General features: G+C 66.2%; 25 protein-coding genes. 14 read left to right on the top strand and 11 right to left on the bottom strand.

From position 1 onward, the window contains the following. The first annotated feature begins 34 nt into the window (after positions 1-34). Entirely contained in the window at positions 35-799 is a 765-nt protein-coding gene (locus AWC08_RS06065) for an SOS response-associated peptidase (protein WP_069433367.1), read from the top strand. Positions 800-805: 6 nt separating this feature from the next. Here the strand turns inward: AWC08_RS06065 and AWC08_RS06060 are convergent, their stop codons facing one another. Next, the gene (locus AWC08_RS06060; protein WP_232007824.1) at positions 806-1,069 is read right to left on the bottom strand and encodes a hypothetical protein; all 264 of its coding nucleotides are present in this window, start codon (positions 1,067-1,069) and stop codon (positions 806-808) included. On the opposite strand from AWC08_RS06060, the gene AWC08_RS06055 reads away from it, so the two are divergent. The 5 genes from AWC08_RS06055 to AWC08_RS06035 all read left to right on the top strand — a co-directional run bounded on the left by AWC08_RS06055 (position 1,068) and on the right by AWC08_RS06035 (position 7,644). After that, positions 1,068-1,982 carry a 3-hydroxyacyl-CoA dehydrogenase family protein gene (locus AWC08_RS06055; RefSeq protein WP_372513486.1) on the top strand — a complete coding sequence of 305 codons (915 nt, stop codon included), beginning with the start codon at positions 1,068-1,070 and terminating at the stop codon, positions 1,980-1,982. The genes AWC08_RS06060 and AWC08_RS06055 overlap by 2 nt on opposite strands. Before the next feature lie 45 nt (positions 1,983-2,027). Further along, on the top strand, positions 2,028-3,311 hold the full coding sequence (locus AWC08_RS06050) for a PucR family transcriptional regulator (RefSeq protein ID WP_069433348.1): 1,284 nt from the start codon (positions 2,028-2,030) through the stop codon (positions 3,309-3,311). 337 nt (positions 3,312-3,648) lie between these two features. Then, a complete protein-coding gene (locus tag AWC08_RS06045) occupies positions 3,649-5,157 on the top strand; it encodes a long-chain-fatty-acid--CoA ligase (RefSeq protein ID WP_142283429.1) in 1,509 nt (502 codons plus the stop codon). 1 nt (position 5,158) lies between these two features. Further along, on the top strand, positions 5,159-6,847 hold the full coding sequence (locus tag AWC08_RS06040; protein WP_069433350.1) for a PHA/PHB synthase family protein: 1,689 nt from the start codon (positions 5,159-5,161) through the stop codon (positions 6,845-6,847). Next, positions 6,844-7,644, top strand: a complete 801-nt coding sequence (locus tag AWC08_RS06035) for an alpha/beta fold hydrolase (RefSeq protein ID WP_069433351.1) — start codon at positions 6,844-6,846, stop codon at positions 7,642-7,644. The genes AWC08_RS06040 and AWC08_RS06035 overlap by 4 nt, the downstream gene beginning before the upstream one ends. On the opposite strand, the gene AWC08_RS06030 is transcribed toward AWC08_RS06035, so the two are convergent. Continuing rightward, on the bottom strand, positions 7,622-8,110 hold the full coding sequence (locus AWC08_RS06030; protein WP_069433352.1) for a YbaK/EbsC family protein: 489 nt from the start codon (positions 8,108-8,110) through the stop codon (positions 7,622-7,624). The genes AWC08_RS06035 and AWC08_RS06030 overlap by 23 nt on opposite strands. A 1-nt stretch (position 8,111) precedes the next feature. Beyond that, positions 8,112-8,960: an SDR family oxidoreductase gene (locus AWC08_RS06025; protein WP_065133608.1), complete on the bottom strand. Its 849-nt coding sequence runs from the start codon at positions 8,958-8,960 to the stop codon at positions 8,112-8,114. Between the two features lie 255 nt (positions 8,961-9,215). On the opposite strand from AWC08_RS06025, the gene AWC08_RS06020 reads away from it, so the two are divergent. Further along, complete coding sequence (locus AWC08_RS06020; protein ID WP_167544940.1) at positions 9,216-9,860, top strand: sigma-70 family RNA polymerase sigma factor; 645 nt, start codon at positions 9,216-9,218, stop codon at positions 9,858-9,860. Further along, positions 9,857-10,156 carry a mycothiol system anti-sigma-R factor gene (gene rsrA / locus AWC08_RS06015; RefSeq protein ID WP_065133606.1) on the top strand — a complete coding sequence of 100 codons (300 nt, stop codon included), beginning with the start codon at positions 9,857-9,859 and terminating at the stop codon, positions 10,154-10,156. Before AWC08_RS06020 ends, rsrA begins: the two co-directional genes overlap by 4 nt. Positions 10,157-10,159: 3 nt before the next feature. Here the strand turns inward: rsrA and AWC08_RS39520 are convergent, their stop codons facing one another. Continuing rightward, a complete protein-coding gene (locus AWC08_RS39520) occupies positions 10,160-10,234 on the bottom strand; it encodes a 50S ribosomal protein bL37 (RefSeq protein WP_011728008.1) in 75 nt (24 codons plus the stop codon). A 153-nt stretch (positions 10,235-10,387) separates the two neighbouring features. Between AWC08_RS39520 and AWC08_RS06010 the strand changes: the two genes are divergently transcribed. Together AWC08_RS06010 and AWC08_RS06005 are read left to right on the top strand one after the other, a co-directional pair. After that, complete coding sequence (locus tag AWC08_RS06010) at positions 10,388-10,603, top strand: biotin/lipoyl-binding carrier protein (protein WP_065047355.1); 216 nt, start codon at positions 10,388-10,390, stop codon at positions 10,601-10,603. 22 nt (positions 10,604-10,625) lie between these two features. Next, a complete protein-coding gene (locus AWC08_RS06005; RefSeq protein ID WP_065133023.1) occupies positions 10,626-12,128 on the top strand; it encodes a sensor histidine kinase in 1,503 nt (500 codons plus the stop codon). Positions 12,129-12,182: 54 nt separating this feature from the next. Here AWC08_RS06005 and whiB1 read toward each other — a convergent pair whose 3' ends face one another. Beyond that, positions 12,183-12,437 (bottom strand): transcriptional regulator WhiB1, encoded by a 255-nt coding sequence (whiB1, locus tag AWC08_RS06000; protein ID WP_036353357.1) that lies wholly within the window; start codon positions 12,435-12,437, stop codon positions 12,183-12,185. A gap of 289 nt (positions 12,438-12,726) precedes the next feature. Then, complete coding sequence (locus AWC08_RS05995) at positions 12,727-13,683, bottom strand: diacylglycerol/lipid kinase family protein (protein ID WP_069433353.1); 957 nt, start codon at positions 13,681-13,683, stop codon at positions 12,727-12,729. A 177-nt stretch (positions 13,684-13,860) separates the two neighbouring features. On the opposite strand from AWC08_RS05995, the gene AWC08_RS05990 reads away from it, so the two are divergent. Both AWC08_RS05990 and AWC08_RS05985 read left to right on the top strand, forming a co-directional pair. Next, the gene (locus AWC08_RS05990) at positions 13,861-15,243 is read left to right on the top strand and encodes a sensor domain-containing diguanylate cyclase (protein WP_083271093.1); all 1,383 of its coding nucleotides are present in this window, start codon (positions 13,861-13,863) and stop codon (positions 15,241-15,243) included. A 54-nt stretch (positions 15,244-15,297) separates the two neighbouring features. Next, complete coding sequence (locus AWC08_RS05985; protein WP_069433355.1) at positions 15,298-15,729, top strand: hypothetical protein; 432 nt, start codon at positions 15,298-15,300, stop codon at positions 15,727-15,729. On the opposite strand, the gene AWC08_RS05980 is transcribed toward AWC08_RS05985, so the two are convergent. Genes AWC08_RS05980 through AWC08_RS05970 form a run of 3 tightly spaced genes read right to left on the bottom strand, consistent with a single transcriptional unit; the run spans position 15,681 to position 17,865 of the window. Next, complete coding sequence (locus AWC08_RS05980; protein WP_069433356.1) at positions 15,681-16,163, bottom strand: GNAT family N-acetyltransferase; 483 nt, start codon at positions 16,161-16,163, stop codon at positions 15,681-15,683. The genes AWC08_RS05985 and AWC08_RS05980 overlap by 49 nt on opposite strands. Further along, entirely contained in the window at positions 16,160-17,257 is a 1,098-nt protein-coding gene (locus tag AWC08_RS05975; RefSeq protein ID WP_069433357.1) for an isochorismate synthase, read from the bottom strand. Before AWC08_RS05975 ends, AWC08_RS05980 begins: the two co-directional genes overlap by 4 nt. Next, positions 17,254-17,865, bottom strand: coding sequence for an acid phosphatase (locus tag AWC08_RS05970; protein ID WP_065133018.1), 612 nt, complete (start codon positions 17,863-17,865; stop codon positions 17,254-17,256). The genes AWC08_RS05975 and AWC08_RS05970 overlap by 4 nt, the downstream gene beginning before the upstream one ends. An 87-nt stretch (positions 17,866-17,952) precedes the next feature. Here AWC08_RS05970 and AWC08_RS05965 point away from each other — a divergent pair, with 87 nt between their 5' ends. Beyond that, positions 17,953-18,753 (top strand): ParA family protein, encoded by an 801-nt coding sequence (locus tag AWC08_RS05965; RefSeq protein ID WP_082986199.1) that lies wholly within the window; start codon positions 17,953-17,955, stop codon positions 18,751-18,753. A gap of 76 nt (positions 18,754-18,829) precedes the next feature. On the opposite strand, the gene AWC08_RS05960 is transcribed toward AWC08_RS05965, so the two are convergent. Both AWC08_RS05960 and AWC08_RS05955 read right to left on the bottom strand, forming a co-directional pair. Beyond that, a complete protein-coding gene (locus tag AWC08_RS05960) occupies positions 18,830-20,044 on the bottom strand; it encodes an Rv3212 family protein (RefSeq protein WP_065133025.1) in 1,215 nt (404 codons plus the stop codon). Between the two features lie 16 nt (positions 20,045-20,060). Beyond that, positions 20,061-21,578: a DEAD/DEAH box helicase gene (locus tag AWC08_RS05955; RefSeq protein ID WP_069433358.1), complete on the bottom strand. Its 1,518-nt coding sequence runs from the start codon at positions 21,576-21,578 to the stop codon at positions 20,061-20,063. A gap of 261 nt (positions 21,579-21,839) precedes the next feature. Here AWC08_RS05955 and AWC08_RS05950 point away from each other — a divergent pair, with 261 nt between their 5' ends. After that, entirely contained in the window at positions 21,840-22,544 is a 705-nt protein-coding gene (locus AWC08_RS05950; protein ID WP_065133015.1) for a ferritin-like fold-containing protein, read from the top strand.

Below are 22,544 nucleotides of genomic sequence, written 5' to 3'. Positions count from 1 at the left end.
GGCCCGACGGCCGCAATCTGCCAACATGGAAGATATGTGCGGACGATTCGCAGTCACCACCGATCCGGCCCTGCTGGCCGAGAAGATCAAGGCAATAGACGAGGCCACGGGCAGCGGTGAATCGGCGTCCGGGCCCAATTACAACGTGGCTCCCACCACCAGCATTGCCGCCGTGGTCACCCGCCACGACGAGCCCGACGACCAGGCCACGCGCCGATTGCGGCTGATGCGGTGGGGTCTCTTGCCGCCCTGGGTCAAAGCCGATGCGAACGGTAAGCCGGAGACCAAAGGTCCGCTATTGATCAATGCGCGTGCCGACAAGGTCGCCACCTCGCCGGCCTTCCGGGCATCGGCCAAGAGCAAGCGCTGCCTCGTGCCGATGGACGGCTGGTACGAATGGCAGGGCAGCCTGGAAGGCCCGAAGGGTGGAAAGAGTGCGAAAACACCGTTTTTCATGCACCGCGCCGACGGAGGGCTGGTGTGCATGGCCGGTCTGTGGTCGGTCTGGAAGCCGGATAAGAACGCAGATCCGTTGTTGAGTTGCACCATTATCACCACCGACGCGGTCGGCGAGATGGCCGAAATCCACGACCGGATGCCGCTGATGCTCAACGAATCCGATTGGGATGCGTGGCTGAACCCGGACGCTCCGCTCGATCAGCAGCTACTGGCCCGGCCGCCAGATGTGCGTGGCATCGAGATGCGCCGCATTTCCACCCTGGTCAACAATGTGCGCAACAACGGGCCCGAACTTCTGCAGCCGGCCGAGCCCGAGCCCGGTCAGATGACGCTGTTGTAGCGCGGGCTACCGCTGCAGCGTCTGCCCGAGCAGCCCGGCAATCGTGGCAACGGACGCTTCCAGGGTGCGGATACGTTGATTGGAATCGTCGGCCGTTGCCCTCATCTCGCTGATATTCGACCGAAGCACGTCGGCCAGCAACTGCTGGGTGTCACCGAACGCCTTGATCGCTTCGGTCATCGAACGGAAGTCGGCTTGCGATCTTTCGACCGCGGCAACCCGCGCATTGAGGTTCGCTAGGACACTGTCGAGTTCTTCCTGCGTGGGCATGGTCGGCATCGTAGGCGTTTCTGTGCCGCCTAGCATGCAAAATGTGACTGGCAAGTACACCCACACGTTCGAGGAAATCCAGGACCGTCCGGTCGCGGTGATCGGCGCCGGAACACTGGGCCGCCGCATCGCGCTGATGATGGCGAGTCGCGGAGGGACGGTGCGGATCTATGCGCGTCGGCCCGAGCAGCGGGCCGAGGCACGGCAATATGTGCTGGAAAATCTGCCGAAACTGTTGGAAGACAGAGGCTTTGGTGAAATGGGCGCTGCTGTCGGCGCTGCGACGCTGTCGGAGGCACTAGATGGTGCCTGGCTTGCGGTCGAGTCGGTTCCCGAGCGGCTCGACATCAAGATTCCGCTCTGGGGCGAGATCGACCAAGTCGCGCCGCCGGACACCATCTTCGGCACCAACTCGTCGTCATTTCCCTCGCGGCTGATGGTCGAAAACGTCCGCGACAAAACACGGTTGTGCAACATGCACTTTCATATGCCGCCGGAGTTCAACGCGTTGGAACTGATGTCAGACGGCCAGACCGACCGCGGTCTGCTCGACACGCTGCTGGCCGTGCTCCCCGAATTCGGCGTGCATCCGTTCGAAGCCCTCAAAGAGTGCACCGGGTTCATCTTTAACCGGGTGTGGGCCGCCATCAAGCGCGAGTGCGTCGCCGTCGTCGCCGAGGGTGTGGCCCGCCCCGAAGACGTCGACGGCATCTGGAAGGTCAACTTCGGCTTCCCGTTCGGGCCGTTTCAGATGATGGATCTGGTCGGCCTGGACGTGGTGCTCGACATCGAGAACAACTACGCACAGGAGTTTCCGCATCTGCCCCAGGGTGTTCGGGACCTGCTGCAGTCCTATGTGGACGCGGGCAAGCTCGGTGTCAAGACGGGCGAGGGTTTCTTCAGCTACCGGTAGGAGAGGTTATCGCCGGAATACAAGGTAGGGGCTAACGTCGTCAACGTGGACAAGCCACGCTCCGACCTCGTTGTCGGGGTGAGCGATTACGTTGCCGAGGTCGCCACCCGGTTGCACGAACGGCTGGCCGACGTTGCCTCGGACATCCGTCGATTCCTCGACGATCACATCCCCGAATTGCGTCGGGACGCTCGGATCGTGGAGCTGCTCGGGACCAGCATCGGAAGCAACGTCGACACGATGCTGCACGCGCTGCGCTACGACATCGCCGTCCAGCGCGTCGAGGCGCCGACGGCCGCGCTGGAATACGCGCGCCGGCTTGCCCAACACGGGGCGCCCGTCCATCAGTTGGTGCGCGCCTATCGGCTCGGCCAGCGCCGGATGAATGAGCTGATCTTCGACGAATTGCGTGCGACGGATATTCCCGACGCGATGCGGGTGGCGGTGCTCGAGGCGATGAGCACCTCGATATTCGAATACATCGACTGGATGTCGCAGCAGGTCGTCGTTGTCTATGAAGACGAACGCGAGAAGTGGCTGGAGAACCAGAACATTCTGCGTGGTGTGCGAGTGCGCGAGATTTTGGCCGCAACCAAGATCATCGACGTGGATGCGGCATCGGCGTCGATTCGTTATCCGCTGCGCTGGCACCACGTCGGGCTGATCATGTGGTTTCCGGACCGGAGTTCGGAAATCGACGAGCTTCCGCGCTTGCAGCGATTTCTCCAGGAACTCGGCGAAGCCGCCGCGGTAGGGGCCAGCCCGCTGTTCATCGCCTTCGATCGAAGCTGCGGCTGGGGCTGGTTGCCGTATCGGGCCGCCACGGATGAGGTCGTTTCGACGGTGCGCGGGTTTGCGCTGAGCCGGCCGGATTCGCCCCATGTGGCGATCGGCACGATGGCGTGCGGAGTCGAGGGTTTCCGTCGGTCGCATCGGGAGGCAGTCGATGCCCGCCGCGTCGCAATCGCCGGGCAGCGGCGCGGCTCACCGACTGTTATCGCCACCAGTGACCCCGGACTGTCGGTGGTGGCGCGCCTTGGCGCCGATGTCGCCGGGACCCGCGAGTGGGTGGCCGAGGTACTGGGCGACCTCGCCAGCGACGAGGACAACGACGAGCGGCTGCGCGAAACGCTGCGGGTGTTCCTGAATTGCGGCTCCAGCTACAAGGCCGCCGCGGACCAACTCAACATGCACTTCAACACGGTGAAGTATCGAATCGGCCGGGCCGTCGCGCGACGCGGACGCGATATCGGCAGCGACCGACTCGAGGTGGAGCTGGCGTTGCTCGTCTGCCATTGGTTCGGCTCGGCGGTCCTGCAGCCGAAGTAGGGCGCGGGCTCGCGTCAAGGCGCGTCAGGAACTCGGCTCGGTGAGCTTGTGTACCAGCGTGATGGCGGCCGGTAGCAACACCGGAAACAAGATCATGATCAGCATTGCGACGATGGTCAGATAGGCCATGGAGAGCTCACATTCTCGAAAGCGATTGTAACGCTGAGTATTTAGACAGCGCGACGTTGCGCTCGAAGTAAAACTAGGTGCGCGGCCGACGAGCGGGGATGTCTCCGAGGCATCAAGTTTCAGCGTAGTTTTGTTTCCCGGAGACAAAGGATCTATCTACCGTTGCCGTCACCATGGAAACCACTTCGAACACGACATGGAGCAGATTGTGAACGCTCTGAGCGCCAACCTGATCGCCTCGAAAGACCGCCACGCCGACCGCATCGCGCTGCGCTGCGATGACATCGAGCTGACCTACGCCGAACTGGACGCCGCCGCATCCAGGGTGGCGACACTGCTCGAGCGGGCGGGGATCGGGCCCGGTGACCGGGTAGGCGTAATGCTGCCCAACACACCGGCCTTCGCAATCGCGTTCTACGGAATCCTCTATCGCGGGGCCATCGCGGTACCGATGAACCCGCTGCTGAAGTCTCGCGAGGTGGCCTACTACCTGTCCAACAGCGGTGCCCAAGCACTGTTCGGCACAACGTTGTTCGCTGACGAGGCGACCGCCGGCGCCCAGGAGACTGGTGCCCGGTGCTGGCTTGTCGACGACGCCGGTCTGGCGCAACTGACCGAGGATCTGCCCGCGCAGGATGAACCGGTGGCACGCGCCGACGACGACGTGGCGGTCATCCTGCACACGTCCGGGACCACCGGAAAACCCAAGGGCGCCATGCTCACTCACGGCAACCTGAGCCGCAACGCCGATATCAGCGTGCGAACTCTGATCAAAACCGGTCCGGACGACGTAGTGATGGGCTGTCTTCCGCTGTTCCATGTTTTCGGGCTGACGTGCGGGCTCAACGGTTCGATCCTGGCGGGAGCGACGCTGACGCTGATCCCCCGATTCGACCCGCGCAAGGCGCTCGAGGTCATCGGGCGGGACGCCGTCACGGTATTTCAAGGCGTCCCCACCATGTACTCGGCGCTGCTCAGCTTGGCCGGTGACGTGGCACCGGAGGCAATAGCCAGCCTGCGGACCTGCGTGTCGGGTGGCGCTTCGCTGCCGGTGCAAGTTCTCTCCGACTTCGAGAACGCGTACGGCTGCGCAATTTTGGAGGGCTACGGTCTCTCCGAGACCTCGCCGGTGGCGTCGTTCAATCATCCCGACCGCCCGCGCAAGGCGGGCTCGATCGGCACGCCGGTGCACGGCGTCGAAATGCGCGTGGTCGACCCGCACGGCGCCGAGGTTGCCCAGGGCGAACCCGGTGAGATTCAGATCCGCGGGCACAACGTCATGAAGGGCTATTGGAATCTGCCCGACGCCACCGCGGCCGCCGTCTCTGCCGACGGCTGGTTCTCGACCGGGGACGTCGGACGCGTCGACGAGGACGGCTATTTCTATATCGTCGACCGCACCAAGGACATGATCATTCGCGGCGGCTACAACGTGTACCCGCGCGAGATCGAAGAAGTGCTGTACGAGCACCCGGCGGTGGCCGAAGCCGCCGTCGTCGGCGTGCCGCACCCCGAACTCGGCGAGGACGTCGGCGCCGCCGTCGCGCTGAAGAACAACGCGTCCGTCGACCCTGACGAACTCCGCGAGTACGTCAGGGCCCGGGTGGCCGCGTACAAATATCCGCGCCAGATCTGGCTGGTCGACGCCCTCCCGAAGGGCCCCACCGGCAAGATCCTCAAGCGCGAAATCTCCGTTCCCGCAAATGAAAGCACCTGAGATGGCAATCCGAACCCGCCCAGATGAACTCGCCGCGCCCCTCGACCTGCTGCTGACCAGCGCCACCCGGCCGTTTTTCAGCCGGATGATGCCGGATGCGACCTGGAGTCGCCTCGGCGCCAAGCTGGCAAAGCGGCCCGGCGTGGTGACCGACCGGGCCGGCGCGCTCACCCGTGAACTCGGCGAGATCGTGGCCGGCCGCTCGCAGCGTGCACCGGCCCGTGCCGACAAGCGGTTCGCCGACCCGGCGTGGCAGCAAAATCCGGTGTTACACCGGGTCATGCAGGCGTATCTGGCGGCCGCTGAGGCGGCCGAGGGAATCGTCGCCGACGCCGGACTGGACTGGCGCGATGCCGAGAAGATGCAGTTCGTCGTCGATAACGTGGTGGAAGGGCTGGCGCCGAGTAACAACCCGCTGATCAGTCCGCTGGGCTGGAAGGCGCTGATCGACACGGGTGGGCTGAGCGCGGTTCGCGGCGCCAAAGCCTTTGCCCGCGATATGCTTTCGCAGCCGCGGGTACCGGCGATGGTGGAGCCGGACGCGTTCGCGGTAGGGGAGACCGTCGCCGTCACGAAGGGTGCTGTGGTGGCACGGACGTCGATGTTCGAGTTGATCCAGTACGCCCCCCAGACCGCGAAGGTGCGGACCATCCCGTTGTTGCTGATTCCGCCCGTGATCAACAAGTACTACGTCATGGACATCGCGCCCGGGCGCAGCATGATCGAGTACTTCGTGCAGCAGGGTCAGCAAGTGTTCGTCGTGTCGTGGCGCAATCCGCAAGCCCGGCACCGGGACTGGGGCTTCGACGCCTACGGGGCGGCGATCATCGAGGCACTCGACGCGGTGCAGACGATCACCGGTACCGACAGCACGCACCTGTTCGCCACCTGCTCGGGTGGCATTCTCGCGGCGATGACGGCGGCCCACCTCGCTGACATCGGTGAGGCGGACCGGATCGCGGGATTGGCACTGGCGGTCACCGTGCTCGACGAGACCCGGGCGGGTTTTGCGGCCGCGGCGATGAGCGAGCGGGCCGCTCAGGCGGCGATCCGGGCGTCGGACAAGAAGGGCTACCTCGACGGCCGCGCAATGGCCGAGATGTTCGCTTGGCTGCGCCCCACCGACCTGGTGTGGCGGTATGTGGTGAACAATTACGTGCAAGGCCGAAAGCCGGCGGCGTTCGACGTGTTGTTCTGGAACGCCGACACCACCCGCATGACCGCGGCACTGCACCGCGACATGGTATTGATGGGTCTGCGCAACGCACTGGTCGAGCCCGGCGCGGTCAGCATGCTGGGCACTGCGGTGGATCTGGCGCAGGTCACCAACGACGCCTATGTGGTCGGTGGGGTGGCCGATCACATTTCGCCGTGGCAGGCCACCTATCGCAGCGCGCGCCTGCTGGGCAGCAAGGACAACCGCTACGTGCTCTCGACCAGCGGGCACATTGCCGCGTTGGTGAACCCGCCCGGCAACCCCAAGGCCTCGTACCGCGCCGGACCGGTCGATGTGGACGACCCCGGGCAGTGGCTCGACTCAGCTCAGCAGTCACCCGGCTCCTGGTGGCCGGACTACGTCAGCTGGCTGGGCGAGCGCAGCGGAGCCGAGATCGACGCACCGAAAACCCTTGGTGGTGATGGCTTTCCGCCGTTGGGTCCGGCTCCGGGCAGTTACGTGATGGACAAGTGAGCCATTTCGTCACCGCGGGAGGGCAGCGGATCCGGGTCGAGGTGCGACCCGGGTCCGGGGTGCCGCTGGTGCTGTGCAACGGGATCGGCGCCAGCCTCAAGGTGCTCGACCCGTTGGTGGAGCAAATGACCCGTCCGGTAATGAGATTCGATGTTCCCGGAACGGGGGGTTCGCGGATCTCGCCACTGCCCTACGGCATTCCCTACCTCGCCTGGGTGCTGGGGCGGGTGCTGACGAAGCTGGATTTCGGGGTGGTAGACATCCTCGGGCTGTCCTGGGGCGGCGCGCTGGCGCAACAGTTCGCGTTTCAGAATCCACGCCGGTGCCGCAGGCTGGTCTTGGTGGCGACCGGGACGGGAGCGCTGATGGTTCCTGCGCACCCGCGGGTGCTGGCGAAAATGGCTACTCCTCGGCGCTTCTCGGATCCCGATTACGCTGCCCGCATTGCCGGCGAGCTGTACGGCGGCACGGTCCGCGCCCACGGCGATGATGTCGCGCGACTGTTCTTCAAACAGTTGCACGCCGGTTCGAGGATCGGTTACCTGCACCAGCTGCTCGCCGGCTCGGTGTGGACCAGCCTGTTCGCGTTGCCGGCGGTGCGCCAGCAGACGCTGATCGTGGCCGGCACCGACGACCCGATCATCCCGGTGGTCAATGCGCACATCATGCACCGGTTGCTCCCGCATTCGCGTCTGCACCTGCACCCTGGTGGGCATATCGACGTCGTGCACAACGCGGCCGAACTGGCGCCCGTCATCGAAGGGTTCCTGACCGCTAAGCCTGGATCGCGGCGGTGAACGCGCCGGTGACCCGGATCAGATCCTGCGGTGACACTGCCACGTCCCAGCCGCGCCGGCCCGCACTGCAGTACATCGTCTCCCATTCCAGGGCACTGGAATCGAGCACTGTGGGCAGGCGTTTGCGTTGTCCGAAGGGGGAAACCGCACCGAGCACATACCCTGTCGTTCGCTCCGCGACAGCAGGTTCGGCCATGGCGGCTTTTCCGACGCCCAGCGCCGCAGCGGCAGCCTTCAGCGACAACTTCGACGCCGCCGGCAGGATCGCTACCGCCAGGCCGGTCGGCACCGCGACGATCAGCGTCTTGTAAATCTGTGCTGCCGCAATACTTCCCGAGCTAGTCAGCGCGCTGACCGCTTCGGCGCCGAACGAGCGTTCACGGGAATCGTGGTCGTACTTCACCACCTGGTGCGGCACACCGGCTTTGGTCAGTGCGGCCAGAGCCGGTGTCGCGGCGGCGGCCACGTCAGGGCTGGGAGTACCCCGGCGGGTTCACGCCGTCCACCCAGAAGTCGACGCCGAGCTTGCCGCCCGGCACGCAGTCGTAGACCGACAGGTCGCTGACTCCGGATTCGAGCAGCACGTCCTCGCACAGCGCCATGTTGCCGGTGTACTCCCGCGACGGCTTGTTGAGGATCACGTAAGCGGCGTCGGAGTACACCTCGGGCTTGCGGGCGCGCGCCATCGCTTCGTCGCCGCCGAGCAGGTTCTGCACCGCGGCGGTGGCCACCAGGGTGCGCGGCCACAACGTGTTCGACGCGATGCCCTCGTCGCGCATTTCCTCGGCAATACCCAAGGCGCACAACGTCATACCGAATTTAGCCATCATGTAGGCCGTCGGCTTCAGCCACTCCTTGCCCAGCAGCACCGGGGGTGAGAGTGTCAGAATGTGCGGGTTCTCCCGGCCTTTCAGGTGCGGGATACAGGCCTGGGACACGGCATACGTGCCGCGCACCTGGATGCCGTTCATCAGGTCGAAGCGCTTCATCGGCACTTCGAGGATCGACCCCAGGTTGATGGCCGAGGCGTTGTTGACGCAGATGTCGATGCCGCCGAACTGCTCGACGGTCTTGGCCACGGCGGACTCGACCGAGTCGGGATCGCGCACGTCCCCGACGATCGGCAGGGCCTGTCCGCCCGCTTCCTCCAGCTCCTTGGCGGCCGTGTACACCGTGCCGGGGAGCTTTGGGTGCGGCTCGGCCGTCTTGGCGATCAGAGCGATGTTGGCGCCGTCTTGAGCGGCGCGCTTGGCGATCGCCAGACCGATACCGCGGCTGGCGCCGGAAATGAACATGGTTTTGCCGTTAAGGGACATGGCCGTCACATTAACGCCACATTCCGGCGGGCTGTACCGCGGGATCGCGGGCCGGAAATAGGGCGCCGGAAATTGCCGTTATGTGAGGCGGTGACTGCACGAGTCGGTGGCGGCCTTTAGATTGAAGGAGGGAGTTCGGTGTCAACTGCGACGAGCCTGTTGGGTGCGGAGCGGTTGGATCGCTTCCTTGCGAGTCCGGCGGCGTGGTTTGCGCGCTCCGGTGACGCCGCAACCGAAGGGACCGAGTTAATCAAGATGGCCGACATCGATGGCGAGACCGGGCTCGACGGTGCCGCCCTGGCCGAGGAGACGGACGCCGAACTGACGGCGCGCTTCGAGCGGGACGCGATTCCACTGCTCGACCAGCTCTACGGCGGCGCGCTGCGGATGACGCGCAACCCCGCCGACGCCGAGGACCTGCTGCAGGAGACGATGGTGAAGGCGTACGCCGGATTCCGTTCGTTCCGCGAGGGCACCAACCTCAAGGCGTGGCTGTACCGCATCCTGACCAACACCTACATCAACAGCTATCGCAAGAAGCAGCGGCAGCCGTCGGAGTATCCGACCGACGAGATCACCGACTGGCAGCTGGCTGCCAACGCGGAGCACACCTCAACCGGACTGCGCTCGGCGGAGGTCGAGGCACTTGAGTCGCTGCCGGACACTGAGATCAAAGAGGCGCTGCAAGCGCTGCCGGAAGAGTTCCGGATGGCGGTTTACTACGCGGACGTCGAAGGTTTTCCGTATAAAGAGATCGCCGAGATCATGGGCACGCCGATCGGCACCGTGATGTCCCGGCTGCACAGGGGCCGACGTCAGCTGCGAGAATTGCTTGCCGACGTGGCCAAGGATCGCGGCTTCACCCGCGGCGAGCAGGCACACGAGGAGGTGTCGTCATGAGTGAGTCCTGCGGCCGGCCCAGCGAGCACGACGACCACGGCGCCTTCGGCTGTGCCGAGGTGATCGCGGAAGTATGGACGCTCCTCGACGGGGAATGCACCCCTGAGAAGAAGGAAAGCCTGCGCCGCCACCTCGAGGCGTGCCCGGGATGCTTCCAGCACTACGGCATAGAAGAGCGTCTCAAAGCATTGATCGCAACGAAATGCAGCGGGGAGAAGGCGCCGGACAGCCTGCGTGAGCGCCTGCGCCTCGAGATCCGCCGGACCACGATCGTCCGGGGCGAGTTTCAGTCCTGACGGTTAAGCGTTGGGGCGCTTGCCGTGGTTGGCCTTGCTGTGCTTGCGGTCACGCTTCTTGCGGCCACGCTTGGCCATGATGGAACCTCGTTTCGTCTTCAATATCGTCGCCGGTTTGCCTTCCAGTGTCTCATGCGGCCGGCGACGCGCCCTCATTAGCCCGCGCGCGGTCACCCCCACCGGCCTTATGGTTCGATATACGCAGAACCGGCCGATACGAGTGGGGTGATGATGTCCGAGGAGGTCCGCGCCGAGATCGTGGCCAGCGTGCTTGAAGTCGTGGTCACCGAAGGCGACCAAATCGGCCAGGGTGACGTCGTGGTGCTACTGGAATCCATGAAAATGGAGATCCCCGTCCTGGCTGAGGTCGCCGGAACCATCAGCCAGGTGAGTGTGGCCGTCGGGGACGTGATCCAGGCCGGCGACCTCATTGCCGTGATCAGCTAGCCGTTGGGCGCCACGTACCTGCATGTCCACCCTCGGTAATCTGCTCGCCGAGCACACCGTCCTGCCCGGCAACGCCGTCGACCACCTGCATGCCGTGGTGGGGGAGTGGCAACTGCTGGCCGACCTCTCGTTCGCCGACTACCTGATGTGGGTGCACCGCGACGACGGCATGCTGGTGTGCGTGGCGCAGTGCCGGCCCAACACCGCGCCCACCGTTCTGCAGACCGACGCCGTGGGCAGCGTCGTCTCGGCTGACCGGTTGCCGCTCGTCGCCGAAACGTTCAGCTCCGGGATCACCATTCAGGAAACCGAAGCGCCGGAACATCATTCGTGGGAACTGCCCGGCCCCAACATCGCGGCTTCCCCGGTTCGCTACCGCGACCAGGTGGTCGCGGTGCTCACCCAGCACCAGACCGAGCTGGCCGCGCAGCGCATGTCCGGACACCTGGAGACCGCATACCGCGAATGTGCGGTCGACCTGCTCCACATGATCGCCGAGGGCACCTTCCCCGACGTCGGCGACGTCGCCATGTCGCGCTCGACGCCGCGCGCGGGTGACGGATTCATCCGCCTCGATGTCGAGGGCATCGTCGCCTACGCGAGCCCCAACGCGCTGTCGGCCTACCACCGGATGGGTCTGACGAGCGAACTGGAGGGCCACAACCTCATCAAGGTCACCCGTCCGCTCATCTCAGACCCGTTCGAGGCTCAGGAGGTCGCCGAACACGTGCTCAACCTGCTGGCCGGCGGGTCGAGCATGCGCATGGAAGTGGACGCCGGCGGCGCCACCGTGCTGCTGCGGACGCTGCCGCTGGTGGTCCACGGGGAGAACGTCGGGGCGGCAATTCTGATTCGCGACGTCACCGAGGTCAAACGGCGGGACCGCGCGCTGATCTCCAAGGACGCCACCATCCGTGAGATACACCACCGGGTGAAGAACAACCTGCAGACGGTGGCGGCGCTGCTGCGGCTGCAGGCCCGCCGCACCGTCAACGCCGAGGGCCGCGAGGCCCTGATCGAGTCGGTGCGTCGGGTGTCGTCGATTGCCCTGGTCCACGACGCGTTGTCCATGTCGGTGGATGAGCAGGTGAACCTCGACGAGGTCATCGACCGGATTCTGCCGATCATGAACGACGTGGCGTCGGTCGACCGGCCGATCCGGATCAACCGGGTGGGTGACCTCGGTGTGCTGGATTCCGACCGGGCCACCGCGCTGATCATGGTGATCACCGAACTGGTGCAGAACGCCATTGAGCACGCGTTCGATCCGTCGGCGGCCGGGGGGTCGGTGACCATCCGCGCGGAACGCTCGGCGCGCTGGCTGGACGTGGTGGTGCACGACGACGGCCGCGGCCTGCCCGAGGGGTTCAGCCTGGAGAAATCCGACAGTCTGGGGCTGCAGATCGTGCGGACACTGGTGTCCGCGGAGCTCGACGGTTCGCTGGGGATGCGTGAAGGCCCCGATCGTGGCACCGATGTGGTGTTGCGGGTTCCGATCGGCCGGATGGGGCGATTGCTGGTGTGAGCGCAGCAATACGGCCCCGATTTCTCGGGGCCGTAAAGCTACTTAGCTGAGTTGTCAGACTCCGCTTCGGGCCTTCGTCCGGGCGTTGCGACGCTTGAGTGCGCGCCGCTCGTCTTCGCTCATCCCACCCCAGACGCCCGAGTCCTGACCAGTGTTCAGAGCCCATCCGAGACACTCTGTGGTCACCGGGCACCGATTACAGACCAGTTTCGCGTCAGCGATCTGCGCGAGTGCCGGGCCGCTGTTCCCAACCGGGAAGAACAGCTCCGGATCCTCGTCACGGCAGACCGCCCTGTGGCGCCAATCCATTAGTTGCTACTCCTCACTAAGTGCGCAGCACTGCGCACGGGCATTTTTCTTCTTGGCTGTTGAGCGTGCTCAAGAAAGGTTTCCGTACCTCTGCATATTTCTGCATGCAACCTTTTGATCGTTTCACAGGCTCAACAGATGTCAATAGTGTTACGCGGGCCCGTGGGGTATCTCACTTCAACGGACTCTTACACAAGCCCTTACTCCGTTGTACTACACTACCTTGCAAATTTCGCCCCACAGTTTTGTCGCGGGCTTGTCACAGGTTCGGTTTGCCCAGCTCAGAGCGCTATTTACCCGGTGGTGCAACTACCGCGAGGGCGGCCGGAACGGCCCGAAACGTCATGGTTTCGCGCAGCCCGAGGTATTCACCGTCGTACTGGCAGGCGGACGGGCCGGCCATGGTGCTGACCCGGACGTGGCTGATGTCGTCGTCGCGGATGAGCTGCTCGGCTTCCAGCTTCGGTCGCTTGGCCAGCAGCTGGCGCAGCAGTCGCAGGGTGGGGATCAACTTCATGCTGGTGAGCGCGAACAGGCCGAGGCCCGACTCGAAGCTACAGCCCGGGTTGGTGACCATAGGGCGGTCGTCGCTGTAGGTCCACGGGTTCGTGTTGGACACCCAGACGAAGTGCACGCCCGAAACGGGCTGGTGGCCCGGCCGCTCCAGGACCAGGTTGGGCTCGCGGCGGCTGAACCGCACCGAGACGGGCGTGGCCACCCGCCAGTAGCGCACCGGGGTGATCTTGTGGCCCTTCCTGCGCTCCTCTTCGACCGCCTGGACCACCTCGGCGTCCACTCCCATGCCGGCGTTGACCAGCGCGTATATCTCACCGCAGTCGATCAGGCTGATGCGGCGCCACTGGTGGTCGCGTTCATAGGCGTTGAGCAGCGCGATGAGTTGGTCGGTCGCGCCGGACGCGTCCCGGGGTATGCCCAACGCCCTTGCCAGCACATTGGCCGAGCCGCCGGGAATGATGCCCAGCGCCGGAACCGGCCCGGACGGGGCGGAGCCGGGCCGGCCGAGCATGCCGTTGACCACCTGGTTGACCGTTCCGTCCCCACCGTGGACGACAACCAGGTCGAACGCGTCGGCGACAGCCTTGCGGCCGAGTTCTTCGGCGTGACCGGAGTAGTTGGTCAGCTCGATGGTGAGGTCAAGACGGCTGCCCAGGGCGTGCGCCACCAGTTGACGGGCGCTCGGCGTGATGGTGGTGGCAATCGGATTGACGATCAACATGGCACGCATGACGTTTGAGCTTATGCGCGACGACGATGCGGGCCAGAAGGGCCCGCTGAGGAGAAGCGCGGTTGAGGTGGGGCGCGACGACGATGCGGGCCAGAAGGGCCCGCTGAGGAGAAGCGCGCACAACTCCATTGGGCTCGTTCGACACCGGATTCGGTGTTCGCGCGCGATACTCACTCAATGGACCGGCGCGCCACCGGTATGTCGCCTTATGGTCCTGTGGCGATTGGAGGGAATGCATGGATGCAGTTCCGGCAACACCAACCTGCCACCGGGTCAATGGCCATCACTTTTTCTAACGCCGACGATGCCCGAGGGGCAGACGGCCGGGATCGCCAGACGCTGAGTTCCTTATTGGATGCCTACGTTGGTCTGGATTCGAACGGTCACGTGCTGGAGTGGAACGACGCCGCGGCCGCGATGTTGGGCTGGACTGCGGAGGAAGCAGTCGGGCAGCCGCTGGCAGAGCTCGTGGCGGTCCCTGATGGCGGGCAGAGCGGTTGGGCGCTACAGGACCTGCTGGACTACGTGCAAACCGGTCCATCACCGGTCGTCGGCAACGTCGTTGCGCAGGTGATGCACGCGAAAGACGGAACCGAAGTGCCCGTCGAAGTGGTCGTCACTGCGGTCCGCTCTGGGTCGAAGGTGGTGTTGCATGCACTCATTCGCGACATGACCGCGGTGTCGGAGGTTCGAGCTGTTCAGTGCGGTACCCAGACAATCTTCAAGGCCGTGTTCGATGACGCACCAGTCGGTATTGCCGTTGTCGGTCTCGACGGCAGCTTCCGGTGGGTCAACAAGGCGCTGTGCCGGATCACCGGATACCCCGAGCAGGAATTGACCCAATTGACGTTTCAGGACATCACATTTCCAGGTGATCTCGACAGCGACCTACAAGAAGCGACCCGGCTGCTGCACGGTGAGATCAGCTGCTACCAAATGGATAAGCGCTACTACGCCAAGGACGGACACCTCATCTGGGTTCATCTCTCGGGTTCGATGGTGCGCGACGCGGAGGGTCAGCCGTCGTGTTTCATCGCCCACATTGAGGACATCTCCGCTCGCAAACGTGACGAGGAACTGCTCAGGCAGCAGGCAACTCGCGATCCTCTGACAGGAGTGCTCAACCGCGCGCGATTCGCCGAGGAACTCGCCCGTTATGGAGCGCTGCTCAGTCGACATGGTTGCGAAGATGAGGCGGCGGTCTTCATGATCGACCTCGACGGCCTCAAACGGATCAACGATCAGTACGGCCATGCAGCGGGAGACAACTACATCAAGGACGTGGCCCAGATCATCGGCCGCCAGCTGCGCCTGTCTGATGTATTTGCCCGCATCGGCGGCGATGAATTCGCCGCCCTACTGCCGCACACTTCCGCCGAGCAGGCTCAGAAGCTGGCCCGCACGCTGGTCGAGCGGGTACGAACGCGCTCCCCGGGAAGTGTCACGATCGGCGTTAGCATGATCACCCCTGGGCAACTGGGCAGTGACGCTCTGCAACGTGCGGACGAGGCCATGTACCAGGCGAAACAACAAGGTGGCGGATGTACTTGTGGGCCGTGACGGCCACCAGGACGCATCTGAGCCCTCGCAGCGCAGCCTGACTACGCTGGCGCTGTGACCGTTCCCGCACCCTCCACCGTCCGTCGTGCCGGCTTCATCGTCGCGGCTCAGGGAGTCGCCGGGCTGGTGGTGGCCGCGATCCTGGTGGTACGCGGCCTCGCCGGCGCTGACCAGCAGGTCGTCAACGGCCTGGGCACGGCGGCCTGGTTTGCGGTGATCGGCGGCGGGGTGCTTGCGGGTGGGATCGCGCTGGTGAAAGGCAAGCGCTGGGGCCGGGGACTGGCGGTGTTCACCCAGTTGCTGCTGTTGCCGGTGGCCTGGTATCTGGCGGTCGGGTCGCATCGGCCGGTGTTCGGCACCCCCGTCGCGCTGGTGGCACTGGTCACGCTGGGGCTGCTGTTCAGCGGGCCGTCGGTGCGCTGGGCCGCGGGGCGCGATCAGCCCGGTCCGGCCAGCGCGGCCAGCTCCGGGCCCGACACCCGGTAGCTGGTCCACTCGGTCTGCGGCTGCCCGCCGACGCCGTCGTAGAGTGCGATCGCGTCGGTGTTCCAGTTGAGCACCGCCCACGACAGCCGGCTGTAGCCGTTGCGAATGCATTCGCCGGCCAGGACCGCCAGCAGTCCGCGGGCCAGGCCGCGACGGCGAAAGCGCGGCCGCACGTAGAGGTCCTCCAGGTAGATGCCCGCCACGCCGTCCCAGGTGGAGAAGTTCAGGAACCACAGCGCCATGGCCGCGATCTGGCCGCCGCTTTCGGCGACATGCCCGTGCACCGTCGGCGATTCGCCGAAAAGTGCTGCGGTTATTTGGTTTTCGGTGACGGTGCACTCGTCGGCGGCGTGCTCGAACTCGGCGAGCTCGTGAATCATGGCGGTGATGTCGGCAACGTCGGCCGGCGCGGCTCGGCGGATCTGCTCTCTCACTGCTGCACTCCCAGGGCCCTCAGTATCGTCGCGAATTTCGTTGTGGTTTCCGCGACTTCGTCGTCGGGATCGGATTCTGCGACGATCCCGCCACCGGCGTGGGCCAGTGCCGTCAGGCGGTCGGCCGACAATTCCGCGCACCGGATCGACACCACCCAGTAACCGTCGCCGCGTGCGTCACACCAGCCCACCGCCCCGGCGTAGAAGCCGCGGTCGCCTTCCAGTTCGGCGATCAATTCGCCGGCCTGCCGGGTCGGCACGCCGCCCACCGCCGGCGTGGGATGCAGTGCCAGCGCCAGATCGATTGCGCTGGTTGAACTATTGCTGAGGTGGCCGACGATCGGAGTGCACAGATGCCAGACCGCGGCGGTGCGGCTCAGTTGCGGTTCGGCGGCGATCGTCAGGTCGTCGCACAGCGGCTCGAGCGCGGCACGCATGGTGTCGATGACCAGTTGATGCTCGTGCCGGTTCTTGTCGGATCCGGCCAGCGCGGCGCCGTTGGCCGCATCGGTGTCGGGGTCGTCCGAGCGGGGAGCGGAACCCGCGAACGGCCGACACACGACCTGTCCACCGGATCTGGCGACCAGTAGTTCCGGGCTGGCGCCCACCAGTGCCGTCCCGGCGTACTCCGTGCCTGCGGCGCTCAGTTCGGCGAGAAAACCGTATGCCGTCGGGTCGGCGTCGACCAGCCGCCGCAGCAGGACACGACCGTCCAGGGCGGCATCGGCGGACAGCCGCAACGCCCGGGCCAGTACCACCTTGCGAAGCGCATTGTCCGGCGCGGCAAGCTGTTCGCGGGCGCGGCTGATGCGCTCGCGATGTTCGCCGCTGGAGGGCACAGCGGAGTGGATGCGTACCGCCGGCAGCGGGCCGGTGGGCCAGTCGGGCAGTGCGTCGAGGCGCCGCACCGCATCCGGGGCAAACAGTGCAGCCGGTCTGCCCATGTCGAAAGGCAACGCGCCCAGCACTATTGGTGCCGCTCCCGAGCGCAACGCGGCTTGCGCAGACGGGATGTCGGGGTAGTAGTGGCGGGCCCGCTCGGCGACCAGCGTCCCCCGGGGGCCGGTCAACGCAAACGCGGGTTCGGGGCTCACGCGATCGCGGTGGGTTTGGGATGGCAGCTCAACCCGAGCTGCGCCAGTTGCCGGATCCCGTGCTCGAACCCGCAGATCGCGATGGTCGCGGTGGGCATCCCGAAGCGGCTGCCCTCGGTCAGGCTGAATTGCGACCATCGGGTGATCACCGCGCGGGAGAAATGGCCGTGGCTGACGAGGAGCACGTCGCGCGACTCCATGTTCTCCAGCGCCAGGGCGATGGCCCGGTCGGCGCGTTCGCTGACCTGCGCGACGCTTTCGCCGCCGGGACATCCGTGCGTCCACACCAGCCAATCCGGGTCGGTTTCGTGGATCTGCGGGGTGGTCAGCCCCTCGTAGTCGCCGTAGTCCCATTCGGCGACCAGCGGGGTGACCTGGTCGACGATGAGTCCGGCCAGGTCGGCGGTGACCAGGGAGCGGCGGCGCGGGCTGCAGATCACCATCGGGCGCTTGAGGCGGAGGTCGCCGAGCACCACCCCGGCGAACTCAGCCTGTTCCCGGCCGGCCTCGGTCAGCTCGATGTCGGTGCGGCCGGTGTGCTGCCCCGATTTCGACCATTCGGTCTCCCCGTGGCGCAACAGCACCAGCCGGTGATCGTGTACGCCCATGCTCGCGATTCTGCCGGAGACACGCCGAGAGCCGCGGCGGGCCCGCCACCCGAACGGGGCAATGGGTTCCGTGCCAGGATGGGCACTGTGAGTGACATGCGCGTACTGGCGGTGGCCAACCAGAAGGGCGGTGTGGCCAAGACGACGACGGTCGCGTCGCTCGGTGCGGCGATGGTGGACGAAGGGAAACGGGTGCTGCTCGTCGACCTGGACCCGCAAGGGTGTCTGACCTTCTCGCTGGGCCAGGATCCCGACAAGTTGCCCGTCTCCGTTCATGAGGTGCTGCTCGGCGAGGTCGAGCCGAGCGCCGCTCTGGTGACGACGGATGAGGGAATGACGTTGCTGCCGGCCAACATTGACCTCGCGGGCGCGGAGGCGATGCTGCTGATGCGGGCTGGCCGCGAGTACGCCCTCAAGCGGGCGCTGGCCAAGCTTGCCGACGATTTCGACGTGGTGATCATCGACTGCCCGCCGTCGCTCGGCGTGCTCACGCTCAACGGGCTCACCGCCGCCGACGAGGTCATCGTGCCGCTGCAGTGCGAGACGCTGGCCCATCGGGGCGTGGGCCAGTTCCTGCGGACGGTGGCCGATGTCCAGCAGATCACCAATCCCAACCTGCGACTGCTGGGCGCCCTGCCGACGCTGTACGACTCCCGCACCACCCACACCCGCGACGTGCTGCTCGACGTCGCCGACCGCTACGAGCTGCCCGTGCTGGCACCACCCATCCCGCGGACGGTGCGCTTCGCCGAGGCGAGCGCGTCGGGCTCGTCGGTGCTGGCCGGGCGCAAGAACAAGGGAGCGCTGGCCTACCGCGACCTGGCGAAGGCGCTGCTCAAGCACTGGAAGACCGGCAAGGCGCTGCCCACCTTCGCGGTCGAGTACTAGTCCTCCCGCGAGCAGACACGAACGCACCCGGGAGCGACCGCTCCACGGGACGTTTGTGTCTGCTCGCGCAGGGGAATCAGCCCAGCGCCACCACAGTGTCGCCGCGCTGCTCGATCACCCGGGAACCCGACACCGCCGGAATCACGGCCGAGCCGTTGGGCTGCCGGTCCACCGGGATGTAGCGGCTGGCCTCGCCGTTGAGCGGGTCGTAGACGCCGATCGCGCCGGTGACCGGCACCAGCAGCTGCCCCGCCATCATCACCCCGGGCCCCAGCGGCGCGGCGGTCTCACCGGCCGCGATCGTGTAGCGCGCGGTCAGATTGCCCGCGTCCAAGACCAGCAGCGCGTCCCCGGTCCACCAGGTGACCAGATTGCCGGTCTGCGATACCACCGACGACGCAGACGGCGGGCCGGCCAGCAGCGTGCTCGCCACCGTGGTGCCGGTCTCGTCGACCACGTCGACGTGCGGCTGCGGTGTCGGCAGGTACACCGCGGTGCGATTTTGCGAGACCACCACCACGCGCGCGCCGGTGCCCGGACGCACCCCGGATTCCTGCACCACCTGCTGTTGGGGCTCGTCGTCTTCTTTGCCGGGACGCAATAGGACCAGCTTCAGGTCAGCTTGGCTCGTGCAGGCCTCGAGCACCGCCACCGAGGACGAGCTCGCCGCCGCCGATTCGAGGGTGCAGCCCGAATGCAGACCCCGGTTGACCGGCTTGACCCGGGCGTCGGTCTCGCCGTACGCCATCATCCGGACCATGTCGGAGCGCCACATCTCCAGCCGGGTGTCACCCGCTGACAACACGGTGGTGCCGTCGGAGGACAGCCGCACCTTGGGATCGGCGTAGCTGCTGCGGGCCGGGCCGCGGCGACCCGTTGATCCGTCGATGGTGCTGACCTGACCGCAACCCCGGTCATCGCGGTAGACCGCCACGGCGTAGTGGTACACCCACGTCAGCCCGCACAGGTCGGTATCCCGCGAGTAACTCCACTGGACCTGCCCGGTGCCGGGATCGCGACCCTGCACCTCCCGCCCGCTGCCGGTGGCCACGCTGCCGGCCACCACCACCGGTGCCCGAGTACTTGGGCTGGGGGCGGTCCAGAGCTGGCGCAGCGTCGCCGGGACGTCTCGGGCCTGGGTCGGGGTGGGCGCGGCGGTCGCGGCCGGCCGACTGATGGTGGCCCGCGCGTCGCTGGTCCACCAGATGAGCGACGCGGCTACCGCGATGACGACCGCGATTGCCGCGGCGGCCGCTATATCCGTCTTGGTGCGGCGCTCGGGTCGGACCACGGAAGTGAGTATGCCGTTAGTTGGCTGCCGCGGCGGTGTCAGCCGGCTTGCGACGACGGCGACGGCGCCGGCTGCTGCTGCTCGCGGCACCGCTGCCGGCAGCGGCGGGCGCCGCATTCTCGGAATCGGCGTCGGCGGCGGCGTCAGCGGCGGTGGTCTCGGGATGGCCGGTGACGGGCTTGCCGCCGCGGGTGCGCTTGCGGCGGTCCGGACGGCGAGCCGGGCGCTCGGAACTGCCGCTGCTGCTGGCCTCGCGCCGCTTGACCGGCGCCTTGCGCGGCTTTCCGACGGTGCCGCCGGCCTCTTCCGGAATGCCGAGCTCGGCGTACAGGTGCGGCGAGTTCGAATAGGTTTCCGAAGGGTCGGGGGAGCCCAGACCCAGCGCCTTGTCGATTGCCGCCCAGCGCTCCAGCTCATCCCAGTCCACCAGCGTGACCGCAATGCCGGTGCGGCCGGCGCGGCCGGTACGCCCGATGCGGTGGACGTACATCTTGTCGTCCTCGGGGCACTGGTAGTTGATGACGTGGGTGATGTCGTCGATGTCGATGCCGCGCGCGGCCACATCAGTGGCCACCAGGACGTTGATGTCCCCAGAGCGGAACGCCTTGAGAGCCTTCTCGCGCGCGATCTGGCCGAGGTCGCCGTGCACGGCTCCGACCGCGAAGCCGCGTTCCTGCAGCTCGTCGGCGACCTTCTGGGCGGTGCGCTTGGTGCGGGTGAAAATCATCGTCGCGCCGCGCTCGCTGGCCTGCAGGATCCTGGTGACCAGTTCCACCTTGTCCAGGGCGTGGGCGCGGTAGACGAACTGTTCAGTGGTGTCGTGCACCGCGAGCGAGTGCGGGGCCTCGGCACGGATGTGGGTGGGCTGAACCATGAAGGTCCGCGCCAGCGTGATGATCGGGTCCGGCATGGTCGCCGAGAACAGCATCGACTGACGGTCGGCCGGGATCTGGCGCAGGATGCGCTCGATGTCGGGCAGGAAACCGAGGTCCAGCATCTCGTCGGCCTCGTCGAGCACCAGCACCGACAGTCCGCCCAACTGCAGGTGGCCCTGCTGGCACAGGTCGAGCAGCCGGCCCGGAGTGCCCACCACGACATCGACGCCCTTGTGCAGCGCGTCGATCTGCGGCTCGTAGGCGCGACCGCCGTAAATGGCGAGGACCGACAGCGGGCGCTCGCTGCCGTCTTCGTTGGTCGCCTTGAGGTATTTGGCCGCGGTGGCCAGGTCACCGGTGACCTGCAGGCACAGCTCACGGGTGGGTACCACGACGAGGGCCCGCGGCGCGCCGGTCAGCGGCCGCGTCGCGGTCTCGGAGGTGATGCGCTGCAACAGCGGCACACCGAACCCGAAGGTCTTGCCCATGCCGGTGCGGGCCTGGCCGATGACGTCCTCGCCGGCGAGTGCCAGCGGCAGGGTTAGTTCTTGGATAGCAAAGGGGGTTTCGATGCCCTTTTCGGCCAGTGCGCTGACGATTTCGTCGCGGACGCCGAGGCTGGCAAAGGTTAGACCGGTGGTGCTTTTCAATGCGGTCATACGCGGGGAGAGTGCCTTTCGGTGACAGTAATCGAGTTTGAGTCGGTACTTCGTCTGTGTCGCGGTTCGCGCGCACGATTTCCGACTCCGATTACGTCGCCGAGGCCCGCTGCTTGATGTCGGGCGGGCCAGTTGCGTGCACGCACATTTCTTTTCTGCACAGGTAGGAGCAGCACAGATTCAGCCACTACCTACGAACATGGTACCTGGTCGCCCAGCGGGCACCCAGAGTCCGTTCATGCTGCCGACTAAAGTGTCAGCATGCCTTCGCCAACCACCGCCGACTCCAACGACGAGGCGGCCGATTCGCCCAGGCCACGACTGCCGGCGGATCATCCTGGCGTCAACGAACTGTTCGCGCTGCTCGCATATGGCGAGGTGGCGGCGTTCTACCGGCTGACCGAAGAGGCGCGGATGGCGCCGAACCTGCGCGGCCGGATCTCGATGGCCAGCATCGCCGCCGCCGAGATGGGGCACTACGAACTGTTGCGTGACGCGTTGGAACAGCGCGGTGTGGACGTGGTGCCGGCGATGTCGAAGTACGTGTCCGCGCTGGAGAATTACCACCGGCTGACCACCCCCAGCACCTGGCTGGAAGCCCTGGTGAAGACCTATGTCGGGGACGCCCTGGCCGCCGACCTGTATCTGGAGATCGCCGACGGGTTGCCCGACGAGGTCGCCGACGTGGTGCGCGCGGCCCTGTCCGAGACGGGGCATTCGCAGTTCGTCGTCGCCGAAGTGCGGGCCGCGGTGACGTCCAGCGGCAAGCAACGCAGCCGGCTGGCGCTGTGGTCGCGTCGGCTGCTCGGCGAGGCGATCACCCAGGCCCAGTTCCTGCTGGCCGATCACGACGAACTGGTCGACCTGGTGGTCTCCGGGACGGGCGGTCTGGGTCAGCTGGGCGCATTCTTCGAACGGCTGCAGCGCACGCATGACAGCCGGATGCGCGAATTGGGGCTGGGCTGA

It is taken from the genome of Mycobacterium gordonae (genome assembly GCF_002101675.1).
Taxonomy (GTDB): Bacteria; Actinomycetota; Actinomycetes; order Mycobacteriales; family Mycobacteriaceae; genus Mycobacterium; species Mycobacterium gordonae.
Note: the sequence above shows the minus strand (reverse complement) of the source record. Positions and strands in the feature narration are given on the sequence as shown.

Coding starts and splice junctions, on each gene's coding strand:
- AWC08_RS05990 (WP_083271093.1), top strand. CDS start 13,861: ATGGACCGGCGCGCCACCGGTATGTCGCCTTATGGTCCTGTGGCGATT.
- AWC08_RS06055 (WP_372513486.1), top strand. CDS start 1,068: ATGGTCGGCATCGTAGGCGTTTCTGTGCCGCCTAGCATGCAAAATGTG.
- AWC08_RS06005 (WP_065133023.1), top strand. CDS start 10,626: ATGTCCACCCTCGGTAATCTGCTCGCCGAGCACACCGTCCTGCCCGGC.
- rsrA (WP_065133606.1), top strand. CDS start 9,857: ATGAGTGAGTCCTGCGGCCGGCCCAGCGAGCACGACGACCACGGCGCC.
- AWC08_RS05955 (WP_069433358.1), bottom strand. CDS start 21,578: ATGACCGCATTGAAAAGCACCACCGGTCTAACCTTTGCCAGCCTCGGC.
- AWC08_RS06040 (WP_069433350.1), top strand. CDS start 5,159: ATGGCAATCCGAACCCGCCCAGATGAACTCGCCGCGCCCCTCGACCTG.
- AWC08_RS05970 (WP_065133018.1), bottom strand. CDS start 17,865: ATGGGCGTACACGATCACCGGCTGGTGCTGTTGCGCCACGGGGAGACC.
- AWC08_RS06065 (WP_069433367.1), top strand. CDS start 35: ATGTGCGGACGATTCGCAGTCACCACCGATCCGGCCCTGCTGGCCGAG.
- AWC08_RS06025 (WP_065133608.1), bottom strand. CDS start 8,960: ATGTCCCTTAACGGCAAAACCATGTTCATTTCCGGCGCCAGCCGCGGT.
- AWC08_RS05995 (WP_069433353.1), bottom strand. CDS start 13,683: ATGCGTGCCATGTTGATCGTCAATCCGATTGCCACCACCATCACGCCG.
- AWC08_RS06020 (WP_167544940.1), top strand. CDS start 9,216: ATGGCCGACATCGATGGCGAGACCGGGCTCGACGGTGCCGCCCTGGCC.
- AWC08_RS06010 (WP_065047355.1), top strand. CDS start 10,388: ATGTCCGAGGAGGTCCGCGCCGAGATCGTGGCCAGCGTGCTTGAAGTC.
- AWC08_RS06060 (WP_232007824.1), bottom strand. CDS start 1,069: ATGCCCACGCAGGAAGAACTCGACAGTGTCCTAGCGAACCTCAATGCG.
- AWC08_RS05950 (WP_065133015.1), top strand. CDS start 21,840: ATGCCTTCGCCAACCACCGCCGACTCCAACGACGAGGCGGCCGATTCG.
- whiB1 (WP_036353357.1), bottom strand. CDS start 12,437: ATGGATTGGCGCCACAGGGCGGTCTGCCGTGACGAGGATCCGGAGCTG.